14 protein-coding genes are annotated in these 17,596 nt (G+C 72.9%); 4 read left to right on the top strand and 10 right to left on the bottom strand.

Translation table 11 applies throughout. The features are described 5' to 3' along the window. Positions 1 to 105 precede the first annotated feature (105 nt). Positions 106 to 1,374, top strand: coding sequence for a serine hydroxymethyltransferase (locus tag ACSMXO_RS07990; protein WP_455417238.1), 1,269 nt, complete (start codon positions 106 to 108; stop codon positions 1,372 to 1,374). Between the two features lie 47 nt (positions 1,375 to 1,421). On the opposite strand, the gene ACSMXO_RS07985 is transcribed toward ACSMXO_RS07990, so the two are convergent. Beyond that, a complete protein-coding gene (locus tag ACSMXO_RS07985; RefSeq protein WP_455417237.1) occupies positions 1,422 to 4,067 on the bottom strand; it encodes a putative bifunctional diguanylate cyclase/phosphodiesterase in 2,646 nt (881 codons plus the stop codon). A 364-nt stretch (positions 4,068 to 4,431) separates the two neighbouring features. Here ACSMXO_RS07985 and ACSMXO_RS07980 point away from each other — a divergent pair, with 364 nt between their 5' ends. Beyond that, on the top strand, positions 4,432 to 4,830 hold the full coding sequence (locus tag ACSMXO_RS07980; protein WP_455417236.1) for a PH domain-containing protein: 399 nt from the start codon (positions 4,432 to 4,434) through the stop codon (positions 4,828 to 4,830). Positions 4,831 to 4,868: 38 nt separating this feature from the next. On the opposite strand, the gene ACSMXO_RS07975 is transcribed toward ACSMXO_RS07980, so the two are convergent. Next, a complete protein-coding gene (locus ACSMXO_RS07975) occupies positions 4,869 to 5,795 on the bottom strand; it encodes a 2-hydroxyacid dehydrogenase (RefSeq protein WP_346256181.1) in 927 nt (308 codons plus the stop codon). Between the two features lie 94 nt (positions 5,796 to 5,889). Continuing rightward, entirely contained in the window at positions 5,890 to 7,659 is a 1,770-nt protein-coding gene (locus ACSMXO_RS07970; RefSeq protein ID WP_455417235.1) for a hypothetical protein, read from the bottom strand. Positions 7,660 to 7,976: 317 nt separating this feature from the next. Here ACSMXO_RS07970 and ACSMXO_RS07965 point away from each other — a divergent pair, with 317 nt between their 5' ends. Together ACSMXO_RS07965 and ACSMXO_RS07960 are read left to right on the top strand one after the other, a co-directional pair. Beyond that, positions 7,977 to 9,158 carry a PQQ-dependent sugar dehydrogenase gene (locus ACSMXO_RS07965; protein WP_455417234.1) on the top strand — a complete coding sequence of 394 codons (1,182 nt, stop codon included), beginning with the start codon at positions 7,977 to 7,979 and terminating at the stop codon, positions 9,156 to 9,158. A gap of 149 nt (positions 9,159 to 9,307) precedes the next feature. After that, positions 9,308 to 10,957: a metallophosphoesterase family protein gene (locus ACSMXO_RS07960; RefSeq protein WP_455417233.1), complete on the top strand. Its 1,650-nt coding sequence runs from the start codon at positions 9,308 to 9,310 to the stop codon at positions 10,955 to 10,957. Positions 10,958 to 10,991: 34 nt separating this feature from the next. Here the strand turns inward: ACSMXO_RS07960 and gatB are convergent, their stop codons facing one another. The 7 genes from gatB to ACSMXO_RS07925 form a co-directional block, all read right to left on the bottom strand. Next, entirely contained in the window at positions 10,992 to 12,494 is a 1,503-nt protein-coding gene (gatB, locus tag ACSMXO_RS07955) for an Asp-tRNA(Asn)/Glu-tRNA(Gln) amidotransferase subunit GatB (protein WP_346256177.1), read from the bottom strand. A gap of 124 nt (positions 12,495 to 12,618) precedes the next feature. Continuing rightward, positions 12,619 to 13,302, bottom strand: a complete 684-nt coding sequence (locus tag ACSMXO_RS07950; protein ID WP_455417232.1) for a response regulator — start codon at positions 13,300 to 13,302, stop codon at positions 12,619 to 12,621. Further along, positions 13,299 to 14,567 (bottom strand): sensor histidine kinase, encoded by a 1,269-nt coding sequence (locus tag ACSMXO_RS07945; RefSeq protein ID WP_455417231.1) that lies wholly within the window; start codon positions 14,565 to 14,567, stop codon positions 13,299 to 13,301. Before ACSMXO_RS07945 ends, ACSMXO_RS07950 begins: the two co-directional genes overlap by 4 nt. A gap of 335 nt (positions 14,568 to 14,902) precedes the next feature. Then, a complete protein-coding gene (locus ACSMXO_RS07940) occupies positions 14,903 to 15,640 on the bottom strand; it encodes a hypothetical protein (protein ID WP_455417230.1) in 738 nt (245 codons plus the stop codon). An 8-nt stretch (positions 15,641 to 15,648) separates the two neighbouring features. Then, complete coding sequence (locus tag ACSMXO_RS07935; protein WP_455417229.1) at positions 15,649 to 16,266, bottom strand: hypothetical protein; 618 nt, start codon at positions 16,264 to 16,266, stop codon at positions 15,649 to 15,651. A 3-nt stretch (positions 16,267 to 16,269) separates the two neighbouring features. Continuing rightward, positions 16,270 to 16,599 carry a YbaB/EbfC family nucleoid-associated protein gene (locus ACSMXO_RS07930; RefSeq protein WP_455417228.1) on the bottom strand — a complete coding sequence of 110 codons (330 nt, stop codon included), beginning with the start codon at positions 16,597 to 16,599 and terminating at the stop codon, positions 16,270 to 16,272. A gap of 58 nt (positions 16,600 to 16,657) precedes the next feature. Further along, the gene (locus ACSMXO_RS07925; protein ID WP_455417227.1) at positions 16,658 to 17,584 is read right to left on the bottom strand and encodes a WXG100 family type VII secretion target; all 927 of its coding nucleotides are present in this window, start codon (positions 17,582 to 17,584) and stop codon (positions 16,658 to 16,660) included. Between the last annotated feature and the right edge of the window lie 12 nt (positions 17,585 to 17,596).

Genomic DNA, 17,596 nt, shown 5'->3' with positions numbered 1-17,596 from the left:
GACCCGACACCGACAGCTCCGCGCGCGGGGCATCGACTGCGGGCGCCCGCCCGGCAACCGATAGCATCGGCGGCGAGGCGGAGACCAGCCAGGAGGACGACCACCGTGCACGTACCACCGATTCCCAGCCTGACCGCCGCCGACCCGGAGTTGGCGAGGCTGATCGAGTCCGAGGCGACCCGACAGCACGACAAGCTGCGGATGATCGCCTCCGAGAACTACGTCTCGACCGCCGTCCTCGAGGCCAGCGGCACGGTGCTGACCAACAAATACTCCGAGGGCTACCCCGGTCGCCGCTACTACGAGGGCCAGCAGTTCGTCGACCCGATCGAGACGCTCGCGGTGACCCGGGCCCGGGAACTCTTCGGGGTCGCGCACGTCAACGTGCAGCCGTACTCGGGCTCCCCGGCCAACCTCGCGGTCTACCTGGCGTTCCTCTCCCCCGGCGACACGGTGCTGGGGATGGCGCTGCCGATGGGCGGCCACCTCACGCACGGCTGGTCGGTCTCGGCCACCGGAAAGTGGTTCAACCCGGTCCGCTACGGCGTCTCGGCCGCAACGGGCCGGATCGACCTCGACGAGGTACGCGACCTGGCCCGCCGGGAACGGCCCAAGCTGATCTTCTGCGGCGGCACCGCCGTGCCGCGCACCATCGACTTCGCCGGCTTCGCCGAGATCGCCCGTGAAGTCGGTGCGGTGCTGGTGGCCGACATCGCGCACATCGCCGGCCTGGTCGCCGGCGGTGCCCACCCGTCACCGGTCGGGCACGCCGACGTGATCACCACCACCACGCACAAGACCCTGCGGGGACCGCGCGGCGCCATGATCATGACGACCGCCGAGCACGCCACCGCGATCGACAAGGCCGTCTTCCCCGGCCTGCAGGGCGGCCCGCACAACCACACCACCGCCGGCATCGCGGTCGCGCTGCGGGAGGCCGGCACCGAGGATTTCCGCCGGTACGCCCACCAGGTCGTCGCCAACGCCAGAGCACTCGCGGCGGCGCTGGTCGAGCGGGGCTTCACGCTCTCCTCCGGCGGCACCGACAACCACCTGATCCTCGCCGACCTGACCAGCAAGGGCATCGCCGGCAAGCCGGCCGCCCAGGCGCTGGACCGGGCCGGCATCGAGCTGAACTACAACACCGTCCCGTACGACCCGCGCAAGCCGTTCGACCCCTCCGGCATCCGGCTCGGCACCCCGGCACTCACCACCCGGGGCCTGACCGAGGAGCAGATGCCACAGGTCGCGGCCTGGATGGACGAGGCGGTCACCGCGGCGATCAAGGACGACGAGGCCGCCCTCGACCGGATCGCCGGCGAGGTCCGGGACCTGCTGGCGGCGTACCCGATGCCGGGCTACGCGGCCGGCTGACCGGTCGGACCGCGCGGGTCCCGGCCGCCGGGCCGCCCGCGCGGTCGTCAGCGGGACGGGCTCGGAAACTCCTCCAGATACGCCTCGACCCGCTCGGCGGGAGCGGGTCGGGACAGCGCGTACCCCTGGCCGAGCTTGCAGCCGGCCTTGCGGGCCTGCTCCACCTGCCCCGGCGACTCCAGGCCCTCGGCGATGATCTCCAAGCCGAACCGCTTGCCGAGGCTGACCAGTACGTCGATGAAGGGCTTGCCCCCGCCCTCCCGGCTGCCGCCCTCGGTCACCAGGGTCCGGTCGACCTTGAGGAAGTCGACCGGCAGCCGGCGGAGCTGTGCCAGCGACGCCTGCCCGCTGCCGAAGTCGTCCAACGCGGTCCGTACGCCGAGCGCCCGCAAACCGGCGAGCTGGGTCACCACCGCCGGCACGTCGACCCCGCCCCGGGGCTCCGCGATCTCCAGCACCAGCCGGTCCGGCTCGACCCTGTGCTCGGCCAGCGAGGTGCTCACCCAGCGGACGAAGTCGGACGCGGTCAGTTCCCGGGACGAGATGTTGACCGACATCCAGAGCCGTCGGGGGCGCTGCGACCAGGCGGCAAGCTGCCGGCAGGCGGTATCCAGCACCCAGCGGCCCAGCTCCTCCACCAGCATCAGGTCCTCGGCCACCGGCAGCAGTTCGGCCGGCAGCACGGTACCGAGCGCCGGGCTCCGCCAGCGCAGCAACGCCTCGGTCCCCACCGGCTGCTGGTCGTCGAGGTCGAGCACCGGCTGGTAGACCAGGTCCAGCTCGCCCCGCTGCACCGCACCGGGCAGCTCGCGCTCCAGGTCGAGCCGCCGGGTGAACTGCTCCTCCAGCTCGTCGTCGTACCACTCGACGCGGTTGCGACCGAGCTGCCGGGCCCGCAGCCTGGCCAGGTCGGCCCGGCGGAGCACGTCGTCGACACCGTCCCCGCCGGACAGGTCGGCGAGGCCGATGCTGGTGCCGAGGTGCAACACCGCGCCGGGCATCGGATACGGCTCGGTCAGCGCGGTCAGCAGCCGGGTGCCCATCGCGTACGCCAGCACCGGCCGGTCCACCGTCACCACCGCGAACTCGTCCCCGCCCAGCCGGGCCACCACGTCGGCGGCACCGACCCCGGTCTTCAGCCGCCGCCCGGCCTCGGCCAGTACGGCGTCGCCCATCTGCCGCCCGTGCACGTCGTTGATCCCGGACATGCCGTGCAGGTCGATCACGAGCAGCGCGCCGGTGTGCCCCGGCATCGCCCGCTGGGTGACGATGGTCCGCATCAGTTCCCGGCGGTTGGCCAATCCGGTGAGCTCGTCGGTGAAGGCCAGCTCGTTGAGCTTGCGCTCCAGCCGTTGCCGTTCGCTGACGTCCCGGACGTGCACCACCAGCGCGGCCACCTCGGGCACCGCCCGCTGGTCGCTGACGGTGGACTCGGTGTCCCGCCAGGCGCCGTGCCCGTCCAGAAGCCGGGCGGTGACCAGTTGCGGGCGCCCGGTCGGCACGTCACGCCCGGCGAGCACGTCGGTAAGCACCTGGGTGACGTCGGCGGCGTCGTCCGGATGCATCAGGTTGGGGAACGCCCGACCCAGCACGTCCGCGTCGGAGAGCCCGAAGAGCCGGGCCGCAGTCGGCGACTGCCAGCGGATGAGCAGGTCCTCACCGACGATCATGGTCAGGTCGTTGGCCCCGGAGACCAGCGAGCGGAAGTGTGCCTCCTGGTCCCTCAGCCGCTTGGCGTACCGGCGGATGTCCAGCATCACCAGCACCTCCCGGACCACCAGGGTCGGGATAACGGCCAGGCCGAGCAGGATCGAGGTGTGGTCGAACTCGCCGACGGTGATCAGATGCCAGAGCGCGGAGAGCGTCGCCAGGATCGCCGGAATCGTCAGCAGCGGATAGGCGGTCAGGGTGGTCTGCGGCTCGGTCGGTCCGGTGGTCGGCTGGGCCACCGGATTGGCCCGCCGGGCACCGGCGGCGATCAGCGCCGGGCCGGCGACCAGCGAGATGGCGGCCAGCGGCAGCGACGTCGCCGGTGCGCCGTAGGTGACCAGTACCGCGATCAGCGAATGCCCGAAGACCGCCAGTCCGGCGCCGATGCCGCAGAGCGCGGCGGAGCGCCGGTACTCGTAGGCCCGCAGCGTGGTGATGGTGACCACCGGCAGACCGACGACCGCGAAGAGCGCGGCGATCATGGCGAGCGGCGGCAGCCTGTCCGGCGGGATCACCCAGGCCGAGAAGGCGAGACTGATGCCGAGACTCAGCCCGTCGAAGGCCCGGCGCAGCCGTACCGGCACCGTGCTCGCGGCGCCGGGCAGCATCATCATGCCGAACAGGTAGAGGGCGAACGCCAGCACCAGACTGCCGAGCGCCACCGTCGACCGGGCCTCGGCCGGCGCCAGGAAGAGGACCAGCGAGGAGAGCGCGCTGCCGACCAGGCCGAAGCCGAGGAAGCCGGCGCCCCGGCACGGGCCGAAGCCGGTGCCGCCCCGGTGCAGTCGGATGGCCAGCCGGACCAGCCGGGCGGCGGCCACGGCGGCGACCGCGCCGACGGTCACCGCGACCGCCGCATAGGGCGGGAGCGCGCCGAGGTGAGCGGCGATCAGGACGCCCACGGAGAGCAGAGGGGCACCGGTCTCGGTGACCCGGACGATCAGCCGGCGGGCTGGGTCGTCCGCGATGTGCGCCACGAACATGGCGGGATGCCTTCGCAGAGGGGGCACGGACGTGGTGCAGGTCAGGTCTGGTCCGACCGAACGGCCGAAACCAGTCCTATCAACCCCCAACGATCGGCAGGGGGCGTGGTTACGTATTGAACCCTTTTCAACCTTCCCCCGTGGCCGGTCGTGGCCGCAGGCGGCTTTCGAGGCGGCTGTGCATCGCCGTCCAGGTTGAAAAGGTTCAACGGTAGGGGTCTCCCACTCCGGGTTGCTCGGAGAATCTTCCCCCAGCCGGTCAAGCCCGCTCTACCCGACCCGGCCAGCGGTTCGGGCCACCCCCTCGGCCCGGCCGGCCGAGGCCCGCGCCGGGCCGGACGGGCCGGGGTGCGAAAATCGCCAGGTGGGTAAGACCGGCACACTCCGCTTCCGGCACAGCCAGGCGATCTGGGTGGCCGCCGTCATCGCGTTCCTCGGCACCCTGCCACTGGCCACCTCCCGCTGGTATCTCCTCCCGCTGCTGCTGGTACCGGCGGCGGTCGGCGGGTGGGCCTGGCGGGCCGGCACCGACGCCGACCGGGCCGGCGTGCGGATCCGGGCGCTGCTGGGCGAGCGCAGGATCGCCTGGTCGGAGATCGTGGAGCTGGCGTCCGACCCGCGCGGCCAGGCGGTGGTGCGCCTCCGGGACGGCCGGACGGCAGCACTGCCGGCGGTCCGGGCCGCGGACCTGCCCGGCCTGGTCGCCGCCAGCGGCCAGCCGCTCGGCGAGCCCCGCCCCACCCCGGACCAGCCCGGCGACTGACCCACCCCGGACCAGCCCGGCCACTGGCCCACCGCGGGTCAGTACCCGTTGACCACCTCGTTGATCAGCGGGGTTCCGGCCACGAACCGACGCAGTTGCTCGCCGGCCAGCCGGTAGCCGCGGGGCAGCAGCCCGCGTACCGAGCCGGCGACGTGCGGGGTGAGCAGCACGTTGGGCAGATCCCAGAGCGGGTGCCCGGCCGGCAGCGGCTCGGGCTCGGTGACGTCCAGCGCCGCCGCGATCCGACCGGTCGCCAGCTCCGCGACCAGGGCGTCGGTGTCGACCACCGGTCCACGGGCGGCGTTGACCAGCAGGGCACCGTCCCGCATGGCGGCGAGGAACCCGGCGTCGACCAATCCACGGGTGGCGTCGGTGAGCGGCACCAGCAGCACCACCACGTCCGCCCCGGGCAGCAGTGCCGGCAGGTCGTCGACCCCGTACACCCCCTCGGCGGGACGGGCGGTCCGGGCGACCATGGTCAGGCCGACCTCGAACGGCGCCAGCCGGGCCCGGGTGGCCGCCCCGATCGAACCCGCGCCGACGACGAGTACCCGCTTGCCGGCCAGCTCGTCCGTGGGGTTGACCTGGTCGTACGACCACTCGTGCCGAGCCTGGGCGCGGGCGAAGACCGGGAACGACCGCAGGTACGACAGGATCGCCGTGACCACCCACTCCGCGGTGGACGAGTCGTGCACCCCGCGCGCGTCGCAGAGGGTGACGTGCTCGGGCAGCCGGCCGGCCCAGATGTCCGCCCCCGCCGAGAGCAACTGCACCACCCGCAGGTCGGGCAGCTTGGCCGCGATCGGCACCGCGGCGGCCTGGGCGAGGAACGGCGGCACCCAGAACCCGACCCCGGCCGGGTCCGAGGGGAGCCGGTCCGGCGTCGGGGCGATCTCCACGGTGACGCCGTCGGGGATCTGGCCGAGCAGCTCCAGGCCCTCGGGATGGGGAATCCACACCTTCACGGACCCCGACGATAGTCCTCGGCGACCGGGAACCAGCGGTCGCCCTCAGCTCCCCCGCTGCCGTTGCCGGTGCCGGGAGCCGTCCCGGCGGGCCTCAACGCAGCGGCAGGCCGACCGGCCCGGCCGGCTGGTAGACGTGGTGTCCGGCGACGGCGGTCACGGTGATCGGCGGGCCGGTGTCGCCCAGGTGGGCCCGGATCGCCGCGTCCAGCGCGGACCGCTCGGCGAGCACGAACGCCGGCCGGTGCGCCTCGGCGACCAGTCTCGGATAGCGGGGATGACGGTCCCAGCCGGCCCGCAGGTCGGCACCGAGCACTCCGCAGACGATCCGTTCCCGGCTGAGGAAGATGATGTTGTTGCAGGTCCAGTAGTCGGCGTAGAACCGGCGTACGCCCAGCCGGTCGAGCCCGGCGACCAGGTCGCGGCGCTGGGCGGCCTTCCGGGCCAGCTCCGGGCCTGCCGCGACCAGGGCGGCGCTGGCCAGCACCATGCTGGCCGCGAGCCCGGCGAGCGGGGCCGCGGCCGCCAGCCGGACGGCCGGCGCCGCCCCGGCCGGGCGCGACCGGCCGGGACGGGCCGTCCCGATGGATGTCGCCGGCCACGATGGACCCGTTCCGTCCGGCCGGGTCAGCACCGACCAGAGCGGCCAGAGTACGGCCGGCGTCGAGATCAGCAGTACCGAGAGATAGCGGGCGCTCTCCACCGGAGTCGTCGCGGCGGCACCACTGCCGGCGTACGCCAGCAGGCTGAGCGCCGCGCCGGCCAGCAGCGCCAGTCGGCCGGCCTGCCGGACCCGGTTCGCCCGATCGGTGGCCCGGCGCAGCGCCCGCCAGGCCAGCGCGGCGGCGACCGCCAGCAGCACCGGATAGGCGACTCCCCACCACAACTGCCACGGCGCGCACCGGCCGGGTGGGCAGAGCCCGGTGCCCATCGGCAGCCCGAGGAGGACACCGCCGTAGAGCCGCTCCGGCCACGAACCGGCGCCGCCACCGCCGAGTCCGGCGTAGACGGCCAGTGAGCGGTGTTCGGGTGCGGCGGTCAGGTTGTGCGCCACGATCGGGACGAGTCCGACCGCCAGCCCGGTGCCGAGCGCCAGCCCGGCCCGGCCACCCAGTGAATCTTCTTCAACCTGGACAGCGCGACGCCTCCGTCCCGACTTCCACCTGCGGCCATGCCGGACCGCAACGGGAGTTTGAAAAGGGTTCAACGACCGCCACCCGAACCCGAGCAGTACCGCGGTGGCCGCACCGACGTACGGCAGGATCAGCCAGTCGTCCCAGAGGGTGAGTCCGGCGACCAGCCCGAAGCCCGCGTACGCCGGGCCGGGCCGGCGTACGACGCCGAGTCCGAGGTTGACCGCCAGCAGCACCAGCAGCGCGCCGGCCGGATTCATCTCCGGATAGCCGCCACCCGCGATGAGTTGGTTCTTCACGATCCGGTCCGAGCCGAGGGCGAGCAGCCCGACGGTGGCCGCCGCCAGCCAGGGGGTGTAGAGCCGGCGGGTGAGCTGCCACATCAGCGCCAGGAAGGCGGCGTAGAGCAGCAGGTTGGGCAGCCGCAGCACGAAGGTGGACGAGCCGAGGACCGCGAACAGCGGCGCGGCGAGATAGGACTCCAGGGCGCCCATGTAGTACTGGCCGTAGAAGAAGAGCGGGAACTCCCGGCCCTGCGCCACGTGCCGGGCCACCAGCCCGGTGACCGCCTCGTCGCTGTTGCTCGGCGGCACCTCGGCGAGCAGCAGCCCCAGCCGGTAGCCGACGCCGAGCACCCCGAGCACGGCGGCGACCAGCCCGGGAGTGGGGCGCCGTCGGGTGGACCGGGATGGCGGCTCCGTCAGCTCCGATGTGGTGGTGGCGAGCGCCATGCCGGGCAGTTTCGCACGGCCGGACCGGCAACCCGCTCGGCGACATGCCCGATTCTTCTCATCAGCACCACTCGCCCCTTAGCTGGGCTATTGATCGGGTCTGGGATGGCCCCCCGTGCCCGGTCGGTGCCAGGAACCCGCCCCGGTCGCCGCGACTCGTCACGGTGGCGGGTCGACCGGTCCTGGCGACCCGACGGACGGCGGCCGGGCCGGCACGATCACCCGGCCGGCGCCCCGACCAGCGACGACTCGGGAAGATAGGTTCAATGATCGAGCGAACCGACGGCACGCGACGGGATCGGACTACCCTGGTCCGGGTGAGCGCTCGCCCGTACCCCAGACTCAGCCGTCGGCGCGCGGCGGTCGCACTCTGTGCGGCGGCCGTACTCCTCACCAGTGGCTGTGCCTTCGGCGAGCCGGAACCGGATCCGGCCGGTGAACCGCCGAGCTTCCCCACCCCGTCCGTCTCGCCCAGCCAGAGCGGGGCCGGGCAGCAGGTCGCGGCCACCGTACTCGCGAGCAGGTTGCAGATCCCGTGGGGCATCGCGTTCCTGCCCGACGGAGGCGCGCTGGTGACCGAACGGGACACCGCCAAGATCCTCAAGGTCGGCCCGGAGTCCGACACGAACGGGCTCAAGGTCAGCACTGTGCAGACCGTCGCCGAGGTCGACGCGGCCGGCGAGGGCGGGCTGCTCGGCATCGCCGTCTCCCCGGCCTACCAGCGGGACAAGACGGTCTTCATCTACTACTCGACGTCCGAGGACAACCGGATCGCCAAGCTGACCCTGGGTGCCAGGCCGACACCGATCGTCACCGGCATCCCGCTCTCCGGCATCCACAACGGCGGACGGCTCGGCTTCGGCCCGGACGGCTTTCTCTACGCGACCACCGGGGACGCCTCGGAGCGTGGGCTCTCGCAGGATCTCAAGAGCCTCGGCGGCAAGATCCTCCGGATGACCCCGGCCGGTAAGCCTGCCCCGGGCAACCCGTTCCCGAACTCCCTGGTCTGGTCGTACGGGCACCGCAACGTGCAGGGCATCGCCTGGGACGCCAACAAGCGGCTCTACGCCACCGAGTTCGGCCAGAGCCAGTGGGACGAGATCAACCTGATCACGCCGGGCAAGAACTACGGCTGGCCCGAGGTCGAGGGGCGCGGTGGAGGCGGCGCGGACGCCGAGAAGTACGTCGATCCGCTGGTCACCTGGACCACCGCCGAGGCGTCCTGTTCCGGCGCGGCGATGATCGACCGGGTCTTCGTCGCGGCCTGTCTGCGGGGCGAGCGGCTCTGGCTGGTGGAACTCACCGCCAACGGCACCGTACTCGGCCAGCCCCGCCCGCTGCTGGTCGGCGAGTACGGCCGGCTCCGCACGGCGGTCGCCGCACCGGACGGCTCGTTGTGGATCTCCACCTCCAACCACGACGGCAAGCGCGACCCCGCTCCGGAGGACGACCGGATCTTCCGGCTGGTCTTCTCCGGTGGCGCGGCCGGAAAGAGCTGACCTCCCCGGCGGGCGGGGCGGCAGCATGCCGGCACGGCACCGCCGACGGGGCGGCGGGCGTGGGAGAGCTAGCTCATACCCGCGGTGGAAATGGCGCGGGACCTGCGGCGGGTTTTGAAGATGTCGCTCTGGGCAGGTGATGATGGAGCATGGACAGGCGGAGGAATGACACCCGAGCCGCCGGGGGCACACCACCCCCGGCGGTTCGGCGTGTGCTGCTCCCGGCGGCGCTGCTGCGCTGGGGGCGTACCGCCGTACGGGGCGGCCGCGCCGCCCTGACCTCGAAACCGAGCCGCCGGGCCGGACTGGCCATGTCGATCATCGGCGTCACGGTGGTCGGGATCGTGGTCGGAGTCCTGCTCGGGGGGCGGATGCAGACCGACATCGGGCCGTTCCGGGCGGAGATGGCGATTACGCCCTCAGCTGACGGCGGCACCACGGTCACCATTCCGCCGCTCGGCGCGCTCCACCTCAGCAGCCACGCCGGCCCGGCGCACCTCTCGGTCCGGCTCGGCTCGCTGGACCAGCGGCGCACCGAGGCGCTGATCGACGATCCGGCCAGCATCAGCCGGGCCAGCCAGTCCGCCGTCAGCGACGTGACCAACGGGGTGATCCGGGTCGGCGTACGCACGGTCGCGGTCTCCGTACTGGCCACCATGATCCTGGCGGCGCTGGTCTTCCGGCGTACCCGTCGGGTGGCCTGGGCCGGCGGGCTGGCGCTGGTGATCACCGGCGGCAGCCTGGGCATCGCCGCGCTGACCTTCCGGCCGGACTCGATCGAGGAGCCCCGGTACGAGGGGTTGCTGGTCAACGCCCCGGCGATCGTCGGTGACGCCCGGCGGATCGCCAACGACTACGGCCGGTACGCCGACCAGCTCCAGCGGATGGTCGGCAACGTCAGCCAGCTCTACACCACCGTCTCCACCCTGCCGGTCTTCGACCAGGAGCAGGGCACCGTACGGGTGCTGCACGTCTCGGACCTGCACCTGAATCCGACCGCCTGGCAGGTGGTCCGGACCGTGGTGGAGCAGTTCAAGATCGACATGGTGATCGACACCGGGGACATCACCGACTGGGGCAGTGAGCCGGAGGCGTCCTTCGTCGGCTCCATCGGCCTGCTGAAGGTCCCGTACGTCTTCATCCGGGGCAACCACGACTCGCCGGCCACCGCCGCCGCCGTCGGCCGGCAGCCGAACGCGATCGTGCTGGACAACTCGATCGTCAACGTCGGCGGGTTGACCATCGCCGGTATCGGGGACCCCCGGTTCACCCCGGACAAGGAGACCTCGCCGGCCGGGTCCGGCAGTCTGCCGCAGACGGTCGACCAGGTGACCGGGACCGGCGAGAAGCTCGCCTCGACGATCCGGGCCTCCGGCAAGCCGGTCGACATCGCCCTGGTGCACGATCCGGCGTCGGCCGACGCGCTCTCCGGCGTCGTACCGCTGGTGCTGGCCGGGCACACCCACAACCGCGAGGTACGCGAACTGCCGCGGGTGCCGGACGCGATGCCGACCCAGCTCCAGGTGCAGGGTTCCACCGGCGGGGCGGGGCTGCGCGGCCTGGAGGGCGACAAGCCGACCCCGCTGGCGATGTCGGTGCTCTACTTCGACCAGCAGCGGGCGCTCCAGGCGTACGACGACATCCTGCTCGGTGGCACCGGCGAGGCGCAGGTCAACCTGGAACGGCACGTGGTCGCGGAGCCACCGGTCCCGGCCACCCCGACCCCCGGTACGCCCACTCCGGCCAGCCCGGTCCCGCCGGCCGGTGCGCCGCCGCCGGACCCGACCCCCACCGGCTGACGCCGCCGCCGGAGCCCCTCCCGGAACGGAACGGTCAGCCCTCGACGCCGAGCCGGGACAGGATCAGCGAGCGGACGGTCTTGGCGTCCGCCCCCCGGGTGCTCTTCATGACGGCCCCGACCAGGGCTCCGGCCGCGGCGACCTTGCCGTCCCGCACCTTGGCCGCGATGTCCGGGTTGGCGGCGATCGCCTCGTCCACGGCCGCGGTCAGCGCCCCGGTGTCGGAGACCACCTCCAGACCCCGCGCGGCCATGATCTCGCTCGGCGAGCCCTCGCCGGCCACCACGCCCTCCAGCACGGTACGGGCCAGCTTGTCGTTGAGCTTGCCCGCGTCGACCAGCTTCTGCAGCTCGGCCACCTGGGCCGGGGTGGCGCCCACGGCGGCCAGCTCGACACCGGCCTCGTTGGCCCGCCGGGACAGTTCGCCGAGCCACCACTTCCGGGCGCCGGCCGGGGTGGTGCCGGCGGCCACGGTCTGCTCGATCAGCTCGACCGCACCGGCGTTCAGCACCGACTGCATGTCGTGGTCGTTCAGCCCCCACTCCTGCTGCAACCGCCGCCGGTGCACCCGGGGCAGCTCCGGCAGCGCCGCCTTCAGCTCGGCGACCCAGGCCGGATCCGGGGCCAGCGGCACCAGGTCCGGCTCGGGGAAGTAGCGGTAGTCGGTGGCGGTCTCCTTGGACCGGCCCGACGTGGTATCCCCGGTGTCCTCGTGGAAGTGCCGGGTCTCCTGCACGATCCGGCCGCCGGAGTCGAGTACGGCCGCCTGGCGCAGCATCTCCGAGCGGACCGCCCGCTCGACCGAGCGCAGCGAGTTGACGTTCTTCGTCTCGGTGCGGGTGCCCCACTCCGCCGAGCCGGCCGGCGACAGCGACGTGTTCACGTCACAGCGCAGCGAGCCCTCCTCCATCCGGACGTCGGAGACGCCCAGCGAGCGGATCACGTCCCGCAGCTCGGTGACGTACGCCCGGGCCACGATCGGGGCCTTGGCGCCGGTACCGGGGATCGGCTTGGTGACGATCTCGACCAGCGGGATGCCGGCCCGGTTGTAGTCGACCAGCGACTCGGTCGCGCCGTGGATCCGCCCGGTGGCGCCACCGACGTGCAGGGTCTTGCCGGTGTCCTCCTCCAGGTGCACCCGTTCGATGCCGATCCGCACCGTCTCCCCGTCCACCTCCACGTCGAGCCAGCCGTCCACGCAGAGCGGCTCGTCGTACTGGCTGATCTGGTAGTTCTTCGGCATGTCCGGGTAGAAGTAGTTCTTCCGGGCGAACCGGCTCCACGGCGCGATCGAGCAGTTCAGCGCGAGACCGATCCGGATGGTCGCCTCGATCGCCGCCTTGTTGGCCACCGGCAGCGAGCCGGGCAGCCCGAGGCAGACCGGGCAGACCCGGGTGTTCGGCTCGCCGCCGAAGTCGGTCGGGCAGCCGCAGAACATCTTGGTCTTCGTGCCCAGCTCGACGTGGGTCTCCAGGCCGATCACCGGGGCGTAGCGCTCGACGACGTCGTCGTACGAGGGCAGGACGGTCGTGCTCATCTAGACTCCAGCTCTCGGGCGGCAGCCGGCCCCCCGGCGGCATCCGGACAGAACCCTGCAAGCCTAATCGTTGGCCCGACCCGGGCTCGCCCGGGTTTCGCCGCCGAGCCGGCGGGCGCCCGATTCAGCCCGGTGGCTCGGCCGGAGTACCGGGGCGGACCAGGCCGGTCTCGTACGCCACGATCACCAACTGGACCCTGTCCCGGACGCCGAGCTTGGCGATCGCCCGGGTGATGTGGGTCTTGGCGGTCAGCGGGCTGATGAAGAGGCGGCCGGCGATCTGCTCGTTGGACAGCCCGGTGGCGACCAGCCGGAGCACCTCGCGCTCCCGTTCGGTGAGCACCGCCAGCCGCGCCCCGGTGTCGGTGGCCGCCACCGGACGGTGCGCGAACTGCTCGATGACCCGGCGGGTGACGCTCGGCGAGAGCAGCGCCTCGCCGGCGGCGACGATCCCGACCGCCTGGCGGAGCTGGGCCGGCTCGATCTCCTTGGTGAGGAATCCACTGGCTCCGGCCCGCAGGGCGGCGAAGACGTACTCGTCGGTCTCGAAGGTGGTCAGGATGATGACGCGGCAGCCGGACATCTCCGGGTCGGTCACGATCCGCTCGGTGGCGGCGAGGCCGTCCAGGCCCGGCATCCGGATGTCCATCAGCACGACGTCCGGGCGCAGGGTACGGGCCTGCCGGACCGCCTCGTCGCCACTGGCCGCCTCGCCGACCACCTCGATGTCCCGGCCCCGGCTCAGCAGGCTGCGGAATCCGGCCCGCACCAGGGCCTGGTCGTCGGCGAGCAGCACGCTGATCGTCATGGTCGGAAGCCTGCCACCGGAATCGTGGCGCGCACCGCGTAGCCGCCACCGTCGGCCGGTCCGGCGGTGAAGCTGCCACCGAGCGCGGCGACCCGTTCCCGCATCCCGTTGATGCCGTGCCCCGGCACCGCCGCCGTGCCGGGGCGGCTGCCGTCGTCGACCACCTCCACCAGCACCGATTCGGGGGTGATCACCAACCGTACCGTCGCCCGCCGCGCGCCCGCGTGCTTCACCGTGTTGGTCAGGGCTTCCTGGATCACCCGGTAGCAGGCCAGCGCCACCGGGGCAGGAGCCGTGCCGGGATCGCCGGTGACGTCGAGTGCCACCTCCAGGCCGCTGGCCCGGGTGCGGGCGGTGAGTTCGGCCAGGCCGCCCAGGTCGGCCTGCGGGGCCGGGACGCTGTCCGCGTCCGGCCGGTCGCCCGGGGCACGCAGCACGTCGATCAGCGACCGCAGGTCGCCCACCGCCCTGGCCCGGACTTCCTGGGCGGTACGCAGCGCGGCCCGCGCCTCGTCGGTGGAGTCGTCCAGCGCCTCGTCCACCACCCGCAACTGCACGCCCACCACGGTCAGCGTGTGCGCCACCACGTCGTGCAGCTCACGGGCGATCTGCAACCGCTCCTCCGCGGCCCGGCGATCCGCCTCCAGCCGTCGCTCCTGTTCGGCGTGGGCCAGCCCGGCGGCCAGTTCGGCGCGCCAGCGCAGCCAGTTCCGGAACGCGACCGCGACCGCGATGGTCAGGGCCAGGCCGAGCGCCTCCCCACCGACCTCGCCGATCGCCCGCTGCACGTCCTGACCCTCGGTCGTCCATTGCCAGGTCACCGCGAAGGTCAGTTGGAACAGCCCGGCCCCGACCGCCCAGCGCAGGCCGTGGCGCCGAGGTGTGTCGTCGGCCGCCAGCAGGAAGAAGATCACCGACGCCGGCCAGACCCAGCCGGCCTCGGTCAGCTCGGCGACCCGGAACGCGGTGACGGCCGCCAGGCTGGCCAGCAGTACCGCCACCGGCCAGCGGCGGCGCAGCAGCAGAAGGAGGGCGAGCCAGGTGGCCAACGGCAGGGTGCCCTCGTAGGTGATCGGCGCCCCGGCGACGGCGGTGCCGACCAGCACTCCCAGCAGGGTCAGGGAGACCAGGCTCAGGTTGTTCCAGGCGGGACGGCGCCGGCCGGCGAGGCCGCCGGCCCGATGCTCGTCGCGCGCCGGCACGGCGTGGTCGTCCTCGACCGCCACTCCGGCCGGGTCCGGTGATCGCGGGACCGTCGTTGTCATCCTGGCCTCCTCCTTCGGCAAGCCTGCCTCACGCTTTCGCGAGGTCGACGGCATCGACGCTAGGCAGCACGGGCCGGCGGCGCGTCAGCCTACGGCCGACACCCGCGACTGCGCGGGTGGAGCAGCACATACACCGGACGGAGTACCGGACGTGCCGCGACGGACGCTCGGCCGGCACGCCCCGGATTGGGCAGGTATGCCTCGGACGGAGCAGGCATGCCTCCGGCGGAGACTGTCGAGCTGCCCCGGCTGTGCGCCCGCTCGGCCCGCCCAACCGGCTAGCCGGGTTCGGCTCGACGGGACCCACCGGGTTCGGCTCGACGGACCGGCCGGGGTCAGGAGGTGACGCCACCGTCGAGCAGGACGGCGACGACCAGCACGCAGAGCAGCGCGACCGGCAGGCCCCAGCGGACGATCCGGGTACGCCAGTTCGGGCCGGGCGCCGCAGCTCCCGGGGTCGCCCCGACCGGCCGGTCGGCGAGGAGCCGGCCGGAGGCGAGCGGCCAGCAGGCGGCCACCAGCAGCAGTACGCCGGCCCCGAGCAGCAACCAGCCGGGCAGCCGGGCGGCCACCTGTGGCCAGGCCAGCACCGGTACCGTCGTCACAGCGATCGAGGCGGCCCCGACCAGGCCGAATCGCCAGTCCGGAGTCGGCCGGTACGCCGCATCCGGCCGGAACAGCAGCGCGACGACGAGGACGATTCCGGCCACCCCGGCGAGTGCCGAGACGAGCTGGCCGACGGTGACCTCGGCGGTCCCGTACCCGGTCACCGCCTCCACCCCGGCGAGCAGCGCCATCACCCCGACCAGGGTGCTGGCGGCGACGAACGCGCCCAGCCAGGGCGATCTCCGCCGGCCGTCCGGATCCGGGTGCGCCGCGCGGAGCCCGCGGGCGAGCGCTGCGGCATACTCGGTCGGCTCGCCGAACGCCTCGGTCGGATCCGCCCCCGGATCGGCGCAGTACGTCTCGACCTCGGCCAGCGCGGCGCGGATCTCCGCGCCGGGCACCCCGTACCGCCGGGCCTCGGCCACGAACGCCCTACGCCAGCCGTCCAGCGGCGAACTCCTCGGCATCGTCGGGCTCAACCGCCGAGCGCGTCGCGCAGCTCGCCGGCCCGCTGCCGACCCATGCAGAGCGGGCCGGTCAGCTCCAGCCAGGAGCCGTCCCGGAAGGTCACCCGGAGCCGGGCGCCGTGCAGCCGGTGCCAGCGTCGACGCGCCCCGGTCACCTCCGCCCGCCGCACCGACCAGAGGGGCTTCAGCTTCGCCGCCACCACGGGTTTACGCCGCTCCCCGAACGGGCGCACCTCGGTGGACCGGCCGATCCGGAACACCACGAGCCGCTGGTCGGTGACCACCGCCAGCAGCTTCGCGTCGGTGGGTACCGCCCGGACGTAGTCGGCGGCGACCGAGTCGAGCCGGCCGCGTGCGGCACGGCCGAAGAGGAGCCGGATCAACCAGTCGGTCGGACCCCCGCCGCCGATGTTGTCGATCGCCTCGACGCCGCTGAGCGCCACGTTGGCCAACCCCATCCCGGCCACCGCCGTCCCGTCGCCCGGGGCAGGGTCCGGCGGTCGGGGCGGCGGGTCCGGGGCCAGCCCGTGCGGACGCTTCGCCTCGGTGAGCGCGAGGATCGCCTCGCCCGGTTCGAGCTTGGTCGCGACCGCGTCGGCGTAGAGATGGCGGTAGTCGGTGGGCACGGCTCAGCCCAGCGGATAGTCGTCGGCGGCGTTGCCCAGCACCTCCCGCATGGAGTCCTGCAACCGGCGGGTCGCCTCCCGCTGCGCCCGCCGGATGGTGCCGGTGATCTCCGCGCCGAGCTGGTCCGGGCTGTACCGCATGCCCCGGGAGGTTATCTCGACCCGGTCCACCCGGCCGCCGTGGTCGACCGCCACCCGTACGGCACCGCTCTCGCTCTCCAGCTCGACCGGCTGTGCCTGGAGCTCCTCGATCCGCCGGTTCATCTGAAACTGCAGGCCGTCCAGGCTGTTCGCGAGCTGCTCCAGCCGATCCAGTGCGGGATATTCCGCCACGTCGTCCTCTCCTACCCTCGTCCGCTTCGGTACGCGCCACCGTCCGCCGGGCGACCGGTCAGCCCACCGAGTCGATCAGATCCTGCGCGCTCTTCGCATACGGGCCGATGTCCTCCCGGTAGGTGCCGTCGGTCGCGTAGTTGCGATCCTTCGTCCCGTCCGAGATGTCGTGCATGCCGACGGCGGTGTCCAGCACCGCACCGCCCTTCCCGCTCAGGTTGACCGGCGAGATCTGGTTGAAGACGAACCGGGGCACGCCGACCTTGAGACTGTGCTCCGCCAGGATCGCCCGCCCCTGCGCGGTACGGCCCTGCTGCCTCCACACGGCGTATTCCTTCTTCAGCTTGCGCAGTTCCATCACCCGCTGGCGGTAGCGGGTGAGCAGCGCCTTGACGTCGTCCAGCTTGCGGGCCAGCTTCACCAGGACCCGGACCAGCTTGCTGACGATCCGGGCGCCCCGGCCCAGCGTCAGCGCCAGCCGGGCCAGCCAGCGTACGACGAACGCGGCGATCGACGCGCCGAAGCTGAAGAACGCCGCGGCGGCGGCGATGATCGCCTCGATCAGGAAGGCGGTCAGGAACTCGAAGATCAGCTCGCAGAGCAGGTTGAACGCGTCGACGGCCGCGTTTGCGGCCTCGATCAGGACCTCCTTGGCCGCGTTCAGTCCCTCGGCGAGCTGCCGGATGGTCTCCTCGACGTTGGTCAGCCCGGTCTGGAACGCCTCCTGGGCGCTGCCGCCCCAGGCCGGCGGCTGGAGCTGGGCCCGGTCGGTCTGCTGCTGGGCCGCGATGCCGAGCACGTCGTTCGACGCGGCGAGGCAGCGTTCCGCACCCCGCATCAGGTCGTCAGGATCGCCGGCCACCTGTTCGAGGAGCTGCTCGAACGGCGACAGCACGGTCCGGGTGAAACCCTGGAGCGGCTCCGGTACGGAGCCGACGAACTGCTCGAAATAGGTTTTGCTGCGTTCGAGCGCGACGGTCGACACTGTGCCCTCCCC

It is taken from the genome of Plantactinospora sp. DSM 117369 (assembly GCF_053764795.1).
Note: the sequence above shows the minus strand (reverse complement) of the source record. Positions and strands in the feature narration are given on the sequence as shown.